Here is a 14,126-nt window from a genome sequence, read left to right on the forward strand (position 1 = left end):
GGGAAAGGAAAGTGCCGGCAGGGGCATTTCCGCCGTTCGGCGGTTACCTGGTCGGCCACGGCATCCGGCGGGCTGAAGCCGCCTTCGCTGGCCCTGGCACCGGGCGACTTTTGTCGCCAAAACCCTTATGATTCAACTATCCAGACATTGTACTCTAGGGAGTCACGCCCATGCCGAGTCCGGCGGACCTCAAGAATATCGGCCTGAAGGCGACCGTGCCGCGGCTGAAAATCCTTGAGATTTTTCAGACCAGTGAACAGCGCCACCTGAGCGCTGAAGACGTCTACCGAATCCTGCTCAACGAGCATATGGATATCGGCCTGGCGACCGTTTACCGCGTGCTGACCCAGTTCGAGCAGGCGGGCCTGCTTTCGCGCAACAACTTCGAATCGGGCAAGGCCATCTTCGAACTGAACGAAGGCAAGCACCACGACCACCTGGTGTGCCTCGATTGCGGCCGTGTCGAAGAGTTCTTCGACGGCGAGATCGAGCAACGCCAGCAGAGCATCGCTCGCGAGCGCGGCTTTGCACTGCAGGAACACGCATTGTCGCTGTACGGCAACTGCACCAAGACCGATTGCCCCCACAGACCAAAACGATAAGCCGGCCGCTGCCTTTGCGCGGCGGGACGCAAGCATGAAAAACCGGCGCCACCGCGCCGGTTTTTCATGGGTCCGCGTACGACGCGATCAGGGTGTTTCGATGTCCGGTTCGGCCACCATGCGCAGCGACCTGGCGGCGGGCATGCCGACGAATTCCCCGACCACCTGGCGGAACAGGCCGCGCGCCCACACGAGCATCGGGTGCGTATTGCGGCTGCGGTGCCAGAACATGTTCAGGCCTACCGTGGTGTTCAGCTCGGCCGGCAACGGGAATGCCTTGAGTCCATAGGTTTCGCAGGCCATGTCCTTGGTCAGGGCATTGACGGTGAAGATCATGTCCGTCTGCGCGGCCAGTTCTGCCTGCGCGCGCCATGAATGCACGGTCAGCGTGGCGTTGCGCTTCAGTCCGCGCTGCTGCAGTGCGTAGTCGAGCGGAATCAGCGACGGCGCCGGACGGCCCGCGCCGCCGGAGTGCGCCATGAAGATATGGCCGCAGTCGAGATACTGCTCCAGGGTGCATTGGCCTTTCAGCAGGGGATGGTTCTTGCGCGCGCATACCCACAGGCTCAGCGACGTCACCATCTCCTCGACGATTTCCGGATGCCGCGTCGGAAACGGCGAAAACGCCAGGTCAAGCTCGTTGGCGCGCATCGACGCCACGTCGCTCTCCCAGGAATGGGATTCGACGAGCTTGATATGGAGTTCCGGCGCGAGCTGCTTGATGCGCAACACGAAGCGGTTGAACACCGTGTCGCCGAGTTCGGCGGCAAAGCCGATGCTCAGCGTGCCGGTCGCGACAGCCGGATCGAAATTGTCGGCATCGCCCTCATTGATCGACGACCACAAGTCCAGCATGTCGCGGATCTTGGGGCCCAGTTCGAGCGCGCGCGGCGTGGGCGTGAGCCCGTGCGGCACGCGGATGAAAAGCGGATCGTCGAAGATCTCGCGCAGCCGGCCGAGCGAATGCGACACGGCCGGGGCGGTCATGTGCATTTTCTCCGCGACATAGGTCGCGTTCCGCTTGCTCAGCAGTTCGGTGAAAATCACAAGAAGCTTGGTGTCCACGTTCACCATGATCAGGCCTTGTTCGGATTTATTCTCATGAAAGATGGCCCCGCGACTTGCACTGGCTGCACATCAGATATCAACGGCTCGTTATTAGTGTAAGAGGAAAAAACGGCAGCGGAAAGCAGATTCGGCATTTCGATACTGGCAATGGTGGACATTTTCCCATCAGTATTAGGAAATTCCGTGCCATTTCACGATTTTTCAGCGCTTGCGACCGCCTGCAATTGCATCTGCGTCGGCGTATAGTCGGGTTTCCCCCGACTCCACGCATGCGCTCATGTCATCACATATTCATCCGGTTGAGCTTGCGAAGGCGTACCGTCTGTTGAACCACGGTCCCACTGTACTGGTCAGCGCCGCTGCCGACGGGCACCGCAACATCATGGCCGCCGCATGGGCCATGCCACTGGATTTCGCGCCGCCCAAGGTTGCGGTGGTGCTGGACAAGAGCACCTGGACGCGCCGGCTGCTCGAGCAGAGCGGCGAGTTCGTGCTGCAGGTGCCAACGGCAAGCCAGGTCGACCTGACCGAAGCGCTCGGCTCCAGTTCCGGACAGTCACTCGCCGAACAGCAAGGCACGGACAAGTTCGAGGCGTTCGGCCTGGATGCCTTCGCTGGTACCGCCGTGGGCGCCCCGCTGCTGGCCGGCTGCGCGGCGTGGCTGGAATGCCGGCTGCTGCCCGAGCCGCCGATCCAGCAGACCTATGACCTGTTCCTCGGCGAAGTCGTCGCGGCACACGCCGATGCGCGCGTGTTCAGCAACGGACGCTGGCATTTCGACGGACACGACGCGCTTCGCACCATCCACCACGTGGCCGGTGGCCATTTCCTGGTCGACGGCGACGCCGTGGACGCGCGGCCGCTGGCGGCACGGCGCGGCGGCTGACACGCAAAGAAAAACGCGCCCGAAGGCGCGTTTTTCGTGTCAGGCTGACTGGATTACTTGGCCACCACGCGGGCCATTTCCAGAACCTTGTTCGAGTAGCCCCACTCATTGTCGTACCAGCTCACGACCTTGATGAAGGTGCCGTCCAGCGCGATGCCGGCTTCAGCGTCGAAGATCGAGGTGCGCGCATCGCCGCGGAAGTCCGTGGCCACGACCTTGTCTTCGGTGTAGCCCAGCACGCCCTTCAGCGCGCCCTGGCTCTGGGCCTTCATCTCGGCGCAGATTTCTTCGTACGAGGCCGACTTTTCCAGCTCGACGGTCAGGTCGACCACGGACACGTCCGAGGTCGGCACGCGGAACGACATGCCGGTCAGCTTCTTGTTCAGCTGCGGGATCACCACGCCAACGGCCTTGGCAGCGCCGGTCGACGACGGGATGATGTTTTCCAGGATGCCGCGGCCGCCGCGCCAGTCCTTGTTGGACGGGCCGTCAACGGTCTTCTGCGTGGCGGTGGCAGCGTGAACGGTGGTCATCAGGCCGCGCTTGATGCCCCACTTGTCGTTCAGCACCTTGGCCACCGGTGCCAGGCAGTTGGTGGTGCAGCTGGCGTTCGAGATGATCGCCTCGCCCTTGTACGTGTCGTGGTTGACGCCGTACACGAACATCGGGGTGTCATCCTTGGACGGGGCCGACATGATCACCTTCTTGGCGCCAGCGTCGATGTGCTTCTGCGCGCCTTCCTTGGTCAGGAAGATGCCGGTCGACTCGACCACCACGTCGGCGCCGACTTCGCCCCACTTCAGCTCGGACGGATCCTTGACGGCGGTCAGGCGGATCTTCTTGCCGTTGACGACCAGCGTGTTGCCGTCGACCGACACTTCACCGTCGAAGCGGCCGTGCACCGAGTCGTACTTCAGCATGTACGCCAGGTAGTCGGGCTCGAGCAGGTCGTTGATGGCAACGACTTCGAGGTCCTTGAAGTTTGCGACGGCGGCGCGGAACACCATGCGCCCGATGCGGCCAAAGCCGTTGATGCCGATCTTGATGGTCATGTCTATCTCCTGAGATGCCTGATGCTAGAAAACTGGGGCGTCGGGTTGTCCGCCGGAAAATTATTGCAGCGCGTCCTTGACGGTCCGGACCACGTTGTCGACGGTGAAGCCGAAGTGCTTGAACAACACGCCCGCCGGGGCCGATTCGCCGTAGGTGTCGATGCCCACAACAGCCTGGACCTGGTATTTCCACCAGAAATCCGTCACACCGGCTTCCACGGCCACGCGCGGCACGCCCGCGGGCAGCACGCTGGCCTTGTAGGCGGCTTCCTGCTTGTCGAACACGCTCGTCGACGGGACCGACACCACGCGCACGTGCACGCCTTCGGCGGCGAGCTGGTCGGCGGCGCCGACCGCCAGGCCGACTTCGGAGCCGGTGGCCAGGATCGCGGCGTCAGGGCGGCCGGTCTTCGGGTTGGCGCCGTCGCGCAGCACATAGCCGCCGCGCGCGATATTGGCGCGGGTGGCGTCGTCACGCTGCTGGAACGGCAGGTTCTGGCGGCTGAAGATCAGGCAGCTCGGGCCGTTCTCGCGGCGCACGGCCTGGGCCCAGGCCACGGCGGTCTCGGTGGTGTCGGCGGTACGCCAGACGTCCATGTTCGGGATCAGGCGCAGGCTGGACACATGCTCGATCGACTGGTGCGTCGGGCCGTCCTCGCCAAGGCCGATGGAATCGTGCGTGAATACGAACAGCGAGCGGATCTTCATCAGCGCCGCCATGCGCAGCGCGTTGCGGCTGTAGTCCGAGAACGTCAGGAACGTGGCGCCGTAAGGGATGTAGCCGCCGTGCAGCGCAATGCCGTTCATGATGGCGCTCATGCCGAACTCGCGCACGCCATAGTTGATGTGGTTGCCCCAGGCATCGACACGCACCGCCTGGCTGCCCGACCAGTTGGTCAGGTTCGAGCCGGTCAGGTCGGCCGAGCCGCCCAGGAACTCGGGCAGCACCGGGCCGAAGGCCTCGATGGTGTTCTGGCTGGCCTTGCGGGTAGCGATGGTTTCGGCCTTTTCCTCGCACTTGGCGATGAAGGCATCGACGGCGGCGTCGAAGCTGCCCGGCAGCTCGCCGCGCATGCGGCGCTGGAATTCACCGGCTTCGTACGGATGGCGATCGGCGTAGCCTTCGAACAGCGCGTTCCAGGCCTTTTCCAGGGCCAGGCCGTTGGCCTTGGCGTCCCAGGCGTCGTAGACCTCGGCCGGCACTTCGAACGGGGCGTGGGCCCAGCCCAGCGCCTCGCGCGTGGCCAGCACTTCGGCGCCGCCCAGCGGGGCGCCGTGCACGTCATGGCCGCCTTCCTTGTTGGGCGCGCCCTTGCCGATCTTGGTGCGGCAGCAGATCAGGGTCGGCTTGTCGCTGGCCTTGGCCTGCGCAATAGCCAGGTCGACGGCGGTCACGTTATGGCCGTCGACGCCGCGGATCACGTTCCAGCCGTAGGCTTCGAAGCGCCTGGGCGTGTCGTCGTTGAACCAGTGCACCACGTCGCCATCGATCGAGATGCCGTTGTCATCCCACAGCGCAATGAGTTTATTGAGCTTCAGCGTGCCGGCCAGCGAGCAGGCTTCGTGGCTGATGCCTTCCATCAGGCAGCCATCGCCGAGGAACACATAGGTGTGGTGATTGACGATGTCGAAGCCCGGGCGGTTGAATTCTTCGCCCAGCAGGCGTTCGGCCAGCGCCATGCCGACCGCGTTGGTGATGCCCTGGCCCAGCGGGCCCGTGGTCGTTTCCACGCCGGGGGTAATGCCGTACTCCGGGTGGCCCGCGGTCTTGCTGTGGAGCTGGCGGAAATTCTTCAGCTCTTCGACCGGCAGGTCATAGCCGGTCAGGTGCAGCAGCGCATAGATCAGCATCGAGCCGTGGCCGTTGGACAGCACGAAACGGTCGCGGTCGGCCCACTTTGGATTGGCCGGATTGTGCTTCAGGTGCCGGCCCCACAGTGCCACTGCGATATCGGCCATGCCCATCGGCGCACCCGGGTGGCCGGAATTGGCTTGCTGGACGGCGTCCATGGCAAGCACGCGAATGGCATCGGCCATCAGCTTGGCAGGCTGGGAAGCGAAAGGACTTGTGGCGGGATGAGCGAGGGCGGACATGCGGGCGTAGTGGCGCTGGGCCTGGCGGCAAGAAAACCGCAATTTTAGCAGATGCCGGGAGCAAATCCGGTCGCCGGGGTGCCTGCGGCCAGGCCGGGCACAGGGCGGTAATCGCACGGGATGTCGTCCGGTTCCGTCCGCACATTGCCGTTACCGCACTTTCGGCGCCGGGGCGCGGACTTCGACAGCGCCGGCCCGCACGCGTAAGATGCACACTCGCACCGCGTGCCTTCAGGCAGCGCGAGGTTTCCCCGACAGGAGACGATCATGACGAGACCGGCCAACACCCCGAGGCTCACCCCTTACCTGACCGTCAGCAACGCACGCGACGCCCTGGACTTCTATCAGCGCGCCTTCGGCTTTGCGGCCGGCAACGTGGTCGACGAGAACGGCGTGCCGACCCATGCCGAAATGCACTATCAGGGCGAACTGATCCTCATGTTTGCACCCGAAGGCGCCTGGGGTAGCACGGCGCGCACGCCGCGCTCGCTCGGCGTGGAGTGCCCGCAGACCTTTTACGTATATTGCGACGACGTCGACGCCATGCACGCGCAAGCGGTGGCGGCGGGGGCCGTCAGCCTGATGGAGCCCGCCGACCAGTTCTGGGGCGACCGCTACTGCATGGTCGAAGACCCGGACGGCTACCGCTGGGGGTTCGGCAGACCGGTGGCCGGCAACCAGGAAGGCAAGGCAAGCTGATGCCGCCGCGTTTCTTTGTCGACAGTGCCGGGGCATTGCTGGCCGCCGGCACGGATTTCGAACTGCCCGAAGCCGTGGTCCGTCATGTGCAGGTGCTGCGCCTGGCGCCCGGCGATGCCATCACCCTCTTCGACGGGCGTGGCGGCAGCCATGCCGCCACGCTGACCGAACTGGGCAAGCGCCATGCGCTCGCGCGCGTAGGCGACCACGATACGACCGAAGCCGAGCCACCGTTCCACGTCACGCTGGCACAAGGGCTGGCCGGCGGCGACAAGATGGACTGGCTGATCGAGAAAGCCGTCGAGCTTGGCGTCGCGGCGATCCAGCCGTTGCAGGCCGCCCGCTCGGTCGTGCGGCTGAGTGGCGAGCGCGCGCAGAAGCGGCAAGCGCACTGGCAAGCCCTGGTCGAAGCCGCTTGCGAGCAATGCGGACGCAATCGCTTGCCGGCGGTCGCGCCGGTCGCTAACTTGGATACGTGGCTGCGTATCGAGGGCGAAGGTGCGCGGCTGCTGGTGTCGCCGCGCGCCGTTCAATCGCTGCCCGCTTACGTGGCGGCCAACCGGGAAACGATGCTGGCCGGCGGCGTCACGCTGCTGGTCGGACCGGAAGGCGGGCTGGCGCCGGAAGAAGAAGAGGCGGCTTTGCGTGCCGGCTTCACCGCCGTGTCACTCGGCCCGCGCATCCTGCGCACTGAAACTGCCGGGCTGGCATGCCTGGCAACCCTGAACGCCTTGCTTGGCGGATTCTGATGGCGGCGCACGCCATCCTTCAAAAAGGAGTCGACCATGGGACTACTCGATAGCGTGCTGGGCGGGGTGCTCGGGCAACTCGGCGGCACGCGCCAGGGCGAAGGCGAAAGCGCCGGCGGCCTCAACCCCAAGCTGATGATGGCGCTAGGACTACTGGCCATGATGGCGATGCGCCACAAGGGCGCCGCGGACGACGCGGCGCAGGCCAGCCAGGAAGATGGGCTGGGCGGACTGGGCAGCCTCGGCGGTTTGCTGGGCGGACTGACCGGTGGCGCGGGTGGTGGCGGCACCGGCGGGCTGGATCTGGGCTCGCTGCTCGGCGGCCTGCTTGGCGGCCAGGGCGGCGCCCCGGCCAACAGCCAGGCGCTCGGTACCGCGGCCGGCGGCATTGGCGCGCTGCGCGATGTGCTTGCGCAAGCTGGCCTGGGCGAACAGGTCGATTCGTGGATCGGCGTTGGCAGCAACCAGCCGGTCACGCCGTCGGCGCTTAGCGACGCGCTCGGCGACACGGGCGCCCTCGCCTCGCTGGCCAGCTCCACGGGCATGTCCCAGGAAGACGTGGCAGCGCAACTCAGCGAAGGCCTGCCCGAACTCATCGACCGACTGACTCCGCACGGGCACCTGCCGTCGCAATCCTGAGCGGTCCCAGTCGGATCGGCATTAAAAGCCAAAGCCCGCGACCATCGGCGACGATCGCGGGCTTTGTTTCTTCTTGAACCGGAGCACTAAGCCCCGGAATGCGAACAGCAATCAGGCGAACGAATAGAACACGCGGAACTGGACTTTGCGCTCGGCCCAGAACTCGGCCGCATCGCGGAACACATCCAGCAGCACCTCGCGCGCTTCCTTGTCGAACTTCTGCGCAATCGGCAGACCTTCCAGCACGATCACGAATCCGGGTTGCTGGCCGGCCTTGTGGATCATGTCGGTCAGGCAATCGGCCAGCGCGTCGAAGTTCTTGCCGAAATGCTTGGGGAACGTGAACGATGTCGCGATCGTTTCCAGGATCTCCGCCTTGCTCGCGCAATGGGCGCAGTTCGCATACAGGAAATGCTGGCCAAGTTCGGCGGCAGCCTGGGCAAGGTCAGGCACGCGGAATGCGCGGATCGACTGGACGATGTTCGGGCGCACCGACTTGAACAGGTTCATGGCTCCCTCGGCCCCGTCGGCCCAGTTCGCGATGGCCGGCACAGCGGCCGGAGCGGCGGGCGGAAGTCTGTGCGTGAGCTCTTGGCGCGGCATCATCAGCACGTTGTCGTAAAGGTTCTGGGCCTGATGCTGTGCCCGCTGCCAGCCATCTCCGGCGCCGCGCTCCTCGCGGGCGGCAAGGGCGTCGCCCAATCCGAAAATGTCAGTCATCATTTGCTTATCCGTTTGAAGCTGTTGTAGTGGTCTTCTGTGTAGTAGCAGTCGTTGGCCGCGCGCTGGTCGCCGCCGCAAACGATCCGCCTTGCTCCCCGGTTCCGGCTGTTCTGGCTCTTGACCGTATATTCACGGTAATAACCGCGTTGTTGTTGAGGGAGGCTGCGTTCGTAATTGCCGAACCGCGAACCATCCTTCTCATAGGGAAACGGGCCGCCGGCCTCAATGCGCTCCAGCGTCTGCCGTGCTTCATTGGGCAGTTGCTGCACGGCAATGGTTCCCGGCAGTCCCTCGGCCTGCTGCTGCCTTGCCAGCGTTGGCTGCGTGAGCGCCAGTGCCAGGACCAAGCCCGACAGGGCTCGCGCCAGCTTGCGCGGGCCGCGCATGGGCCGCTGCCGCTGCTGTTTCAGGGGAATCTGGAAACCCACGTTGGTCTGTCTTGGTTGAACCGGAAATCGAGCCTGCCGCCTGCTGGGTAGACAAGTAATCCGGGCCACCCTGGCCGGCATGCAAGCCGCCGACCTCACCGGAGCGCCCGTGGCGAGCGCCTGTATCAAAGGCGTAAGGGTACGCGCATGCAAGCAATTAATCAATCCCGGCCCGGCGCCAGCGCGAAATCCTCAATTGTTTCAACATGTTAACAGAATGTGTGCGCATACTAACCGGCGATGTCACCGCGCAAAAAAAGCCGGGCAAACCCGGCTTTTTCGCAGTCTGAGTCGTACCCTGGCTTAACGCTTGGCTGCGGCGTCCACCACGACCAGCGAGGTCATGTTGACGATCCGTCGCACCGTCGCCGACGGCGTCAGGATGTGCACCGGCGCTTTCACGCCCAGCAGGATCGGTCCGATGGCGACGTTGTTGCCCGCTGCAACCTTCAGCAAGTTGTATGAGATGTTGGCCGCGTCGATATTCGGGCAGACCAGCAGGTTGGCTTCGCCCTTGAGCGAACCGTCCGGCACCAGGGCGTCGCGCAGCTTCTGGTCGAGCGCGCTGTCGCCGTGCATCTCGCCATCAATCTCGAGTTCCGGCGCACGTTCGCGCAGAATAGCGAGGGTATCGCGCATCTTGCGTGCCGAAGGGGCTTCGGACGAGCCGAAGTTCGAGTGCGACAGCAGCGCCACCTTGGGCTCGATGCCAAAGCGCTTGAGTTCTTCGGCGGCCATCAGCGTGATCTCGGCCAGCTCATCAGCGGTCGGGTCAACGTTCACGTGCGTATCCACCAGGAAGATCTGGCGGCCCGGCAACACCAGGCCGTTCATGGCCGCGTAGACCTTGCTGGTACCGCCCAGCACCTGGTCGATGTAGCGCAGGTGCGCGGCGGTATTGCTGACGGTGCCGCAGATCATGCCGTCGGCCTCGCCCTTCTTGACCAGCATGGCGCCGATCAGCGTGGTGCGGCGGCGCAGTTCGAGCTTGGCGTACTGCGGGGTCACGCCTTCGCGCGCCATCATCCGGTAGTAGACATCGGAGTAATCGCGGAAGCGGTCGTCGTGCTCGGGGTTGACGACGGTGAAGTCCACGCCCGGACGCAGACGCAGGCCGAAGCGTTCGATGCGGTGCTGCAGCACTGCCGGGCGGCCGATCAGGATCGGGTTGGCCAGCTTTTCATCGACGATCACCTGCACGGCGCGCAGCACGCGCTCTTCCTCGCCTTCGGCGAAGACAATGCGCTTCTTCGCCATTTCCACCTTGCGGGCAGCGGCGTAGATCGGCTTCATCAGCGTGCCCGAGTGGTACACGAACTGCTGGAGCTGCAGGCGGTAGGCGTCCATGTCCTCGATCGGACGCGAGGCCACGCCGGACTTCATGGCGGCTTCGGCCACGGCCGGCGCCACCCACACGATCAGGCGCGGGTCGAAAGGCTTCGGGATCAGGTATTCCGGGCCGAACGACAGGTCCTGGATGCCATAGGCCGAGGCTACGATATCGCTCTGCTCCTGGCGCGCCAGCTCGGCGATCGCGTTGGCGGCAGCGATTTCCATCTCGCGCGTGATGGTGGTCGCACCGCAGTCAAGCGCGCCGCGGAAGATGAACGGGAAGCACAGGACGTTGTTGACCTGGTTCGGGTAGTCAGTCCGGCCAGTGGCCATGATGGCGTCCGGGCGGACTTCCTTGACCAGCTCGGGCGCGATTTCCGGGTTCGGGTTCGCCAGAGCGAGCACCAGCGGCTTGTCGGCCATGCGCTGGACCATGTCCTGCTTGAGCACGCCGGCGGCGGACAGGCCGAGGAAAATGTCGGCGCCGTCGATCACCTCGCCAAGCTTGCGCTTGTCGGTCTTCTGGCAGAAGCGGGCCTTTTCCGGGTCCATCAGCTCGGTACGGCCTTCATAGACCACGCCGGCCAGGTCGGTCACCCAGATGTTCTCGATGGGCAGGCCCAGGTCCACCAGCAGGTCCAGGCAAGCCAGCGCCGCGGCGCCTGCGCCCGAGGCCACCAGCTTGATGCTCTTGATGTCCTTGCCGACGACCTTCAGTCCGTTGATGACGGCAGCGGCGACGACGATCGCAGTGCCGTGCTGGTCATCATGGAAGACGGGAATCTTCATCTTCTCGCGCAGCTTGCGCTCGACGTAGAAGCACTCCGGTGCCTTGATGTCTTCCAGGTTGATACCGCCGAAGGTCGGCTCCAGCGCAGCAATAATCTGCACCAGTTTTTCGGGGTCCTTTTCGTCGACCTCGATGTCGAAAACGTCGATACCGGCGAATTTCTTGAACAGCCCGGCCTTGCCTTCCATGACCGGCTTGGACGCCGCGGCGCCAATGTCGCCCAGGCCCAGCACGGCGGTGCCATTGGTGATCACGGCCACCAGGTTGCCGCGCGCGGTGTAGCGGAACGAATTGGCGTGGTCGGCGACGATCTCCTCGCACGCGGCGGCCACGCCCGGCGAGTAGGCCAGGGCCAGGTCGCGCTGGTTGGACAGCGGCTTGGTCGGCGTGACGGAGATCTTGCCGGGAGTCGGAAACTCGTGGTACTCGAGCGCCGCTTTGCGCAGCGCCTCACGCTGCTGCTGTTTCAGATCGTCTTGGGACGGGGACTGCTGAGGGCTGGTCATCGGCGCATATTCCAATCGGTGGAGCCGTCATTTGACAGGGCTTCGGATGATCGGCGGACCGGCTCCACGTGCCCGCCCATCTCTTCCTCTGGACCCAACATTTTACATTGTGAAATATAATTTCACAATAAGCGTTTTACGGGGACCAGCATTGCGTTTCGGTACAATATGCCCCAAGCCGCAGGCCTTGAACAGCAAGCAACAGTCAATGCTGCCGCCCGCTGCGGTATCTTGCCGAGCTTCGGGCCCGGCATCATTCTTGTCCCGATCCGCCTTTTCTGCGCCGGCGCCGCCCTGGCCAGCTTAGTCCCATGCCCACGATCCGCCGCGCGCAGCTCTCCGAGTTCGACCTGATTCGCCGCTTCTTTACCCGGCCGGTGCACAAGGCCGTGCTCGGCGTGGGCGACGACTGCGCACTGATCGACCCGCGGCCCGGCCATCACCTGGCCATCAGCACCGACATGCTGGTCAGCGGCCGCCATTTCTTTGCCGATGTCCCGCCCCGCGCGCTCGGCCACAAGGCACTGGCGGTCAACCTGTCGGACCTCGCGGCCATGGGCGCCGAGCCGCGCGCGTTCACGCTGGCACTGGCGCTGCCCGAGGCCGATCCGGCCTGGCTGGAAGAACTGGCTGAAGGCATGCTGGCACTGGCTGATTTGCACGGATGCGAGCTGATCGGCGGCGACACCACGCGCGGGCCGCTCACGCTCAGCCTGACCGTGTTTGGCGATGTACCGGCGCGCGGCGCGCTGCGGCGCGATGCCGCCCGACCCGGCGACGACATCTGGGTATCCGGCACGCTTGGCGACGCGCGCCTGGCGCTGGGCGACTGCCGCGGCGAATGGCTGCTGCCCGAACCGGAATTCAGCCGCGTGCGCCCGCGCATGGAAACGCCGTCCCCACGCATTGCGCTGGGCCTTGCGCTGCGTGGCGTGGCGCATGCCGCACTGGATATCTCCGATGGGCTGATCGGCGACCTTGGCCACATCCTGGCGCGTTCGCAAGTGGGCGCCTTGCTCGATGTCGATGCGCTGCCGCGCTCGGAAGTGCTGGCCGGCCAGCCCGAAGCCCTGCAGCGCGAGTGCGTGCTGGCCGGCGGCGACGACTACGAACTCTGCTTCACCGCGCCGATCGGCAACCGCGAGGCCATCGCCGCGATCGCGGATCGCCTGGAATTGCCGCTGACCCGGGTCGGCGCGATCACGCCCGAGCCGGGACTGCGACTGGTCGACCGCCATGGCAGCCCGGTGACCTACGCCGGCGCCAGCTTCGACCACTTCGCCTCGCCCTGACAGCCGGCACGCGAGCGTGTCATGATGCCGGCATAGGCTGCGCCGGCATGCCCGGGAGGGAACCCCGGGAAACTGGCACGCAAGGCGCCGCAGACATAAAACATAAGCACACGAGCCAAATTCTGATGTCGACCTCCCCTCCCGCGGCCGCGCCGCGCGACCCCGCCATGACCCTCGAAGCCGGGCAAACCGCCAAGGTCACCCGGCCCACGGCCCGTTTCATGCTGGCGCACCCGGCGCACCTGATCGCCCTCGGCTTCGGCTCCGGCCTGTCGCCGGTCAGCCCCGGTACCGTGGGCACGCTCTACGGGTGGCTGTCCTTTGTCGTCATCTCGCTGTGGATCGAGCCGACCACCTGGCTGTGGATCATCGGCGCCGGCTTCCTGATCGGGCTATGGGCCTGCGCGCGCACAGCGCGCGACATGGGCGTGCACGACCACGGCAGCATGGTCTGGGACGAGATCATCGCGTTCTGGCTGGTGCTGACCTTTGTCACGCCCACGGGCCTCTGGGGCCAGTTCGCCGCCTTCCTGTGGTTCCGGCTGTTCGATATCGCCAAGCCGGCGCCCATCGCCTATTACGACCGCACGCTCAAGGGGCCGGGGCTGCGCGGCGCGTTCGGCGTGATGTTCGACGACATCTTCGCGGCGTTCTACACCCTGCTGGTGTTCGCGCTGTGGCGGTCGTTCTGACGTCTTCGCCTCAGCCGCACCGTTCGTCAGCCAAGTCCCCTCAATCGCCAGGCAACTTTCATTTATGTCCATCAGCCGCTTGCTCGACCAGCTGGCCATCCAGGCCGGCGTAGCCCTTGCCGAAAGATCGCTGATGCTAGCCACGGCCGAGTCCTGCACGGGCGGGCTGGTGGCCGCCGCCATCACCGACGTGTCCGGCTCGTCCGGATGGTTCGAACGCGGCTTTGTCACCTACTCGAACGAGGCCAAGAGCACCATGATCGGCGTGCCCGCCAAGCTGATCCGCGATCATGGCGCCGTCAGCGAGGAAGTCGCGAAGGCCATGGCGGAAGGCGCGCTGCTCAATAGCCGCGCGCAGGTATCGCTGGCGATCACCGGAGTAGCCGGGCCGAACGGCGGCACGCCCGACAAGCCTGTCGGCATGGTCTGCTTTGGCTGGAGCAACCGCATCACCACGCGCACCGACACCCAGCGCTTCAAGGGCGACCGCGCGCAGATCCGCCGCCAGGCCGCGGAGCACGCCATGCGCGGGCTGCTCGAACTGGTACGCAACGAGGCCTGAAACGACAAAGGG

Annotated in this window: 14 protein-coding genes; 8 read left to right on the top strand and 6 right to left on the bottom strand. The window is 65.2% G+C overall.

What is annotated here, in order from left to right; all coding sequences use genetic code 11:
- Positions 1-170 precede the first annotated feature (170 nt).
- The gene (gene fur / locus AC3FNH_RS11025) at positions 171-602 is read left to right on the top strand and encodes a ferric iron uptake transcriptional regulator (RefSeq protein WP_211945752.1); all 432 of its coding nucleotides are present in this window, start codon (positions 171-173) and stop codon (positions 600-602) included.
- A gap of 87 nt (positions 603-689) precedes the next feature.
- Here fur and AC3FNH_RS11030 read toward each other — a convergent pair whose 3' ends face one another.
- Positions 690-1,676 (bottom strand): LysR family transcriptional regulator, encoded by a 987-nt coding sequence (locus AC3FNH_RS11030; RefSeq protein ID WP_276098465.1) that lies wholly within the window; start codon positions 1,674-1,676, stop codon positions 690-692.
- 271 nt (positions 1,677-1,947) lie between these two features.
- Between AC3FNH_RS11030 and AC3FNH_RS11035 the strand changes: the two genes are divergently transcribed.
- Positions 1,948-2,556 carry a flavin reductase family protein gene (locus AC3FNH_RS11035; protein ID WP_276098466.1) on the top strand — a complete coding sequence of 203 codons (609 nt, stop codon included), beginning with the start codon at positions 1,948-1,950 and terminating at the stop codon, positions 2,554-2,556.
- Between the two features lie 53 nt (positions 2,557-2,609).
- Here the strand turns inward: AC3FNH_RS11035 and gap are convergent, their stop codons facing one another.
- Both gap and tkt read right to left on the bottom strand, forming a co-directional pair.
- Positions 2,610-3,608: a type I glyceraldehyde-3-phosphate dehydrogenase gene (gene gap / locus AC3FNH_RS11040; RefSeq protein WP_276098467.1), complete on the bottom strand. Its 999-nt coding sequence runs from the start codon at positions 3,606-3,608 to the stop codon at positions 2,610-2,612.
- Positions 3,609-3,668: 60 nt separating this feature from the next.
- Complete coding sequence (gene tkt, locus AC3FNH_RS11045; protein ID WP_488720075.1) at positions 3,669-5,702, bottom strand: transketolase; 2,034 nt, start codon at positions 5,700-5,702, stop codon at positions 3,669-3,671.
- A gap of 267 nt (positions 5,703-5,969) precedes the next feature.
- On the opposite strand from tkt, the gene AC3FNH_RS11050 reads away from it, so the two are divergent.
- The 3 genes from AC3FNH_RS11050 to AC3FNH_RS11060 are packed head-to-tail and all read left to right on the top strand — an operon-like array spanning position 5,970 to position 7,789.
- Positions 5,970-6,401 (top strand): VOC family protein, encoded by a 432-nt coding sequence (locus tag AC3FNH_RS11050; protein ID WP_488720076.1) that lies wholly within the window; start codon positions 5,970-5,972, stop codon positions 6,399-6,401.
- Complete coding sequence (locus AC3FNH_RS11055) at positions 6,401-7,150, top strand: 16S rRNA (uracil(1498)-N(3))-methyltransferase (protein ID WP_488720077.1); 750 nt, start codon at positions 6,401-6,403, stop codon at positions 7,148-7,150. Before AC3FNH_RS11050 ends, AC3FNH_RS11055 begins: the two co-directional genes overlap by 1 nt.
- Before the next feature lie 36 nt (positions 7,151-7,186).
- Positions 7,187-7,789 (top strand): YidB family protein, encoded by a 603-nt coding sequence (locus AC3FNH_RS11060; protein WP_488720078.1) that lies wholly within the window; start codon positions 7,187-7,189, stop codon positions 7,787-7,789.
- A gap of 111 nt (positions 7,790-7,900) precedes the next feature.
- Here the strand turns inward: AC3FNH_RS11060 and AC3FNH_RS11065 are convergent, their stop codons facing one another.
- The 3 genes from AC3FNH_RS11065 to AC3FNH_RS11075 all read right to left on the bottom strand — a co-directional run bounded on the left by AC3FNH_RS11065 (position 7,901) and on the right by AC3FNH_RS11075 (position 11,568).
- Positions 7,901-8,512 carry a barstar family protein gene (locus tag AC3FNH_RS11065; RefSeq protein ID WP_276098472.1) on the bottom strand — a complete coding sequence of 204 codons (612 nt, stop codon included), beginning with the start codon at positions 8,510-8,512 and terminating at the stop codon, positions 7,901-7,903.
- A complete protein-coding gene (locus AC3FNH_RS11070) occupies positions 8,509-8,898 on the bottom strand; it encodes a guanyl-specific ribonuclease (RefSeq protein ID WP_488720186.1) in 390 nt (129 codons plus the stop codon). Before AC3FNH_RS11070 ends, AC3FNH_RS11065 begins: the two co-directional genes overlap by 4 nt.
- 345 nt (positions 8,899-9,243) lie before the next feature.
- Positions 9,244-11,568, bottom strand: coding sequence for an NADP-dependent malic enzyme (locus tag AC3FNH_RS11075; RefSeq protein ID WP_488720079.1), 2,325 nt, complete (start codon positions 11,566-11,568; stop codon positions 9,244-9,246).
- Between the two features lie 311 nt (positions 11,569-11,879).
- Between AC3FNH_RS11075 and thiL the strand changes: the two genes are divergently transcribed.
- From thiL to AC3FNH_RS11090, 3 genes are all read left to right on the top strand, one after another.
- The gene (gene thiL, locus AC3FNH_RS11080) at positions 11,880-12,860 is read left to right on the top strand and encodes a thiamine-phosphate kinase (protein ID WP_488720080.1); all 981 of its coding nucleotides are present in this window, start codon (positions 11,880-11,882) and stop codon (positions 12,858-12,860) included.
- Positions 12,861-12,985: 125 nt separating this feature from the next.
- The gene (locus tag AC3FNH_RS11085) at positions 12,986-13,552 is read left to right on the top strand and encodes a phosphatidylglycerophosphatase A family protein (protein ID WP_488720081.1); all 567 of its coding nucleotides are present in this window, start codon (positions 12,986-12,988) and stop codon (positions 13,550-13,552) included.
- 64 nt (positions 13,553-13,616) lie between these two features.
- A complete protein-coding gene (locus tag AC3FNH_RS11090) occupies positions 13,617-14,114 on the top strand; it encodes a CinA family protein (RefSeq protein WP_488720082.1) in 498 nt (165 codons plus the stop codon).
- Positions 14,115-14,126 lie beyond the last annotated feature (12 nt).

It is taken from the genome of Cupriavidus sp. 22TCCZM01-5, assembly GCF_057798915.1.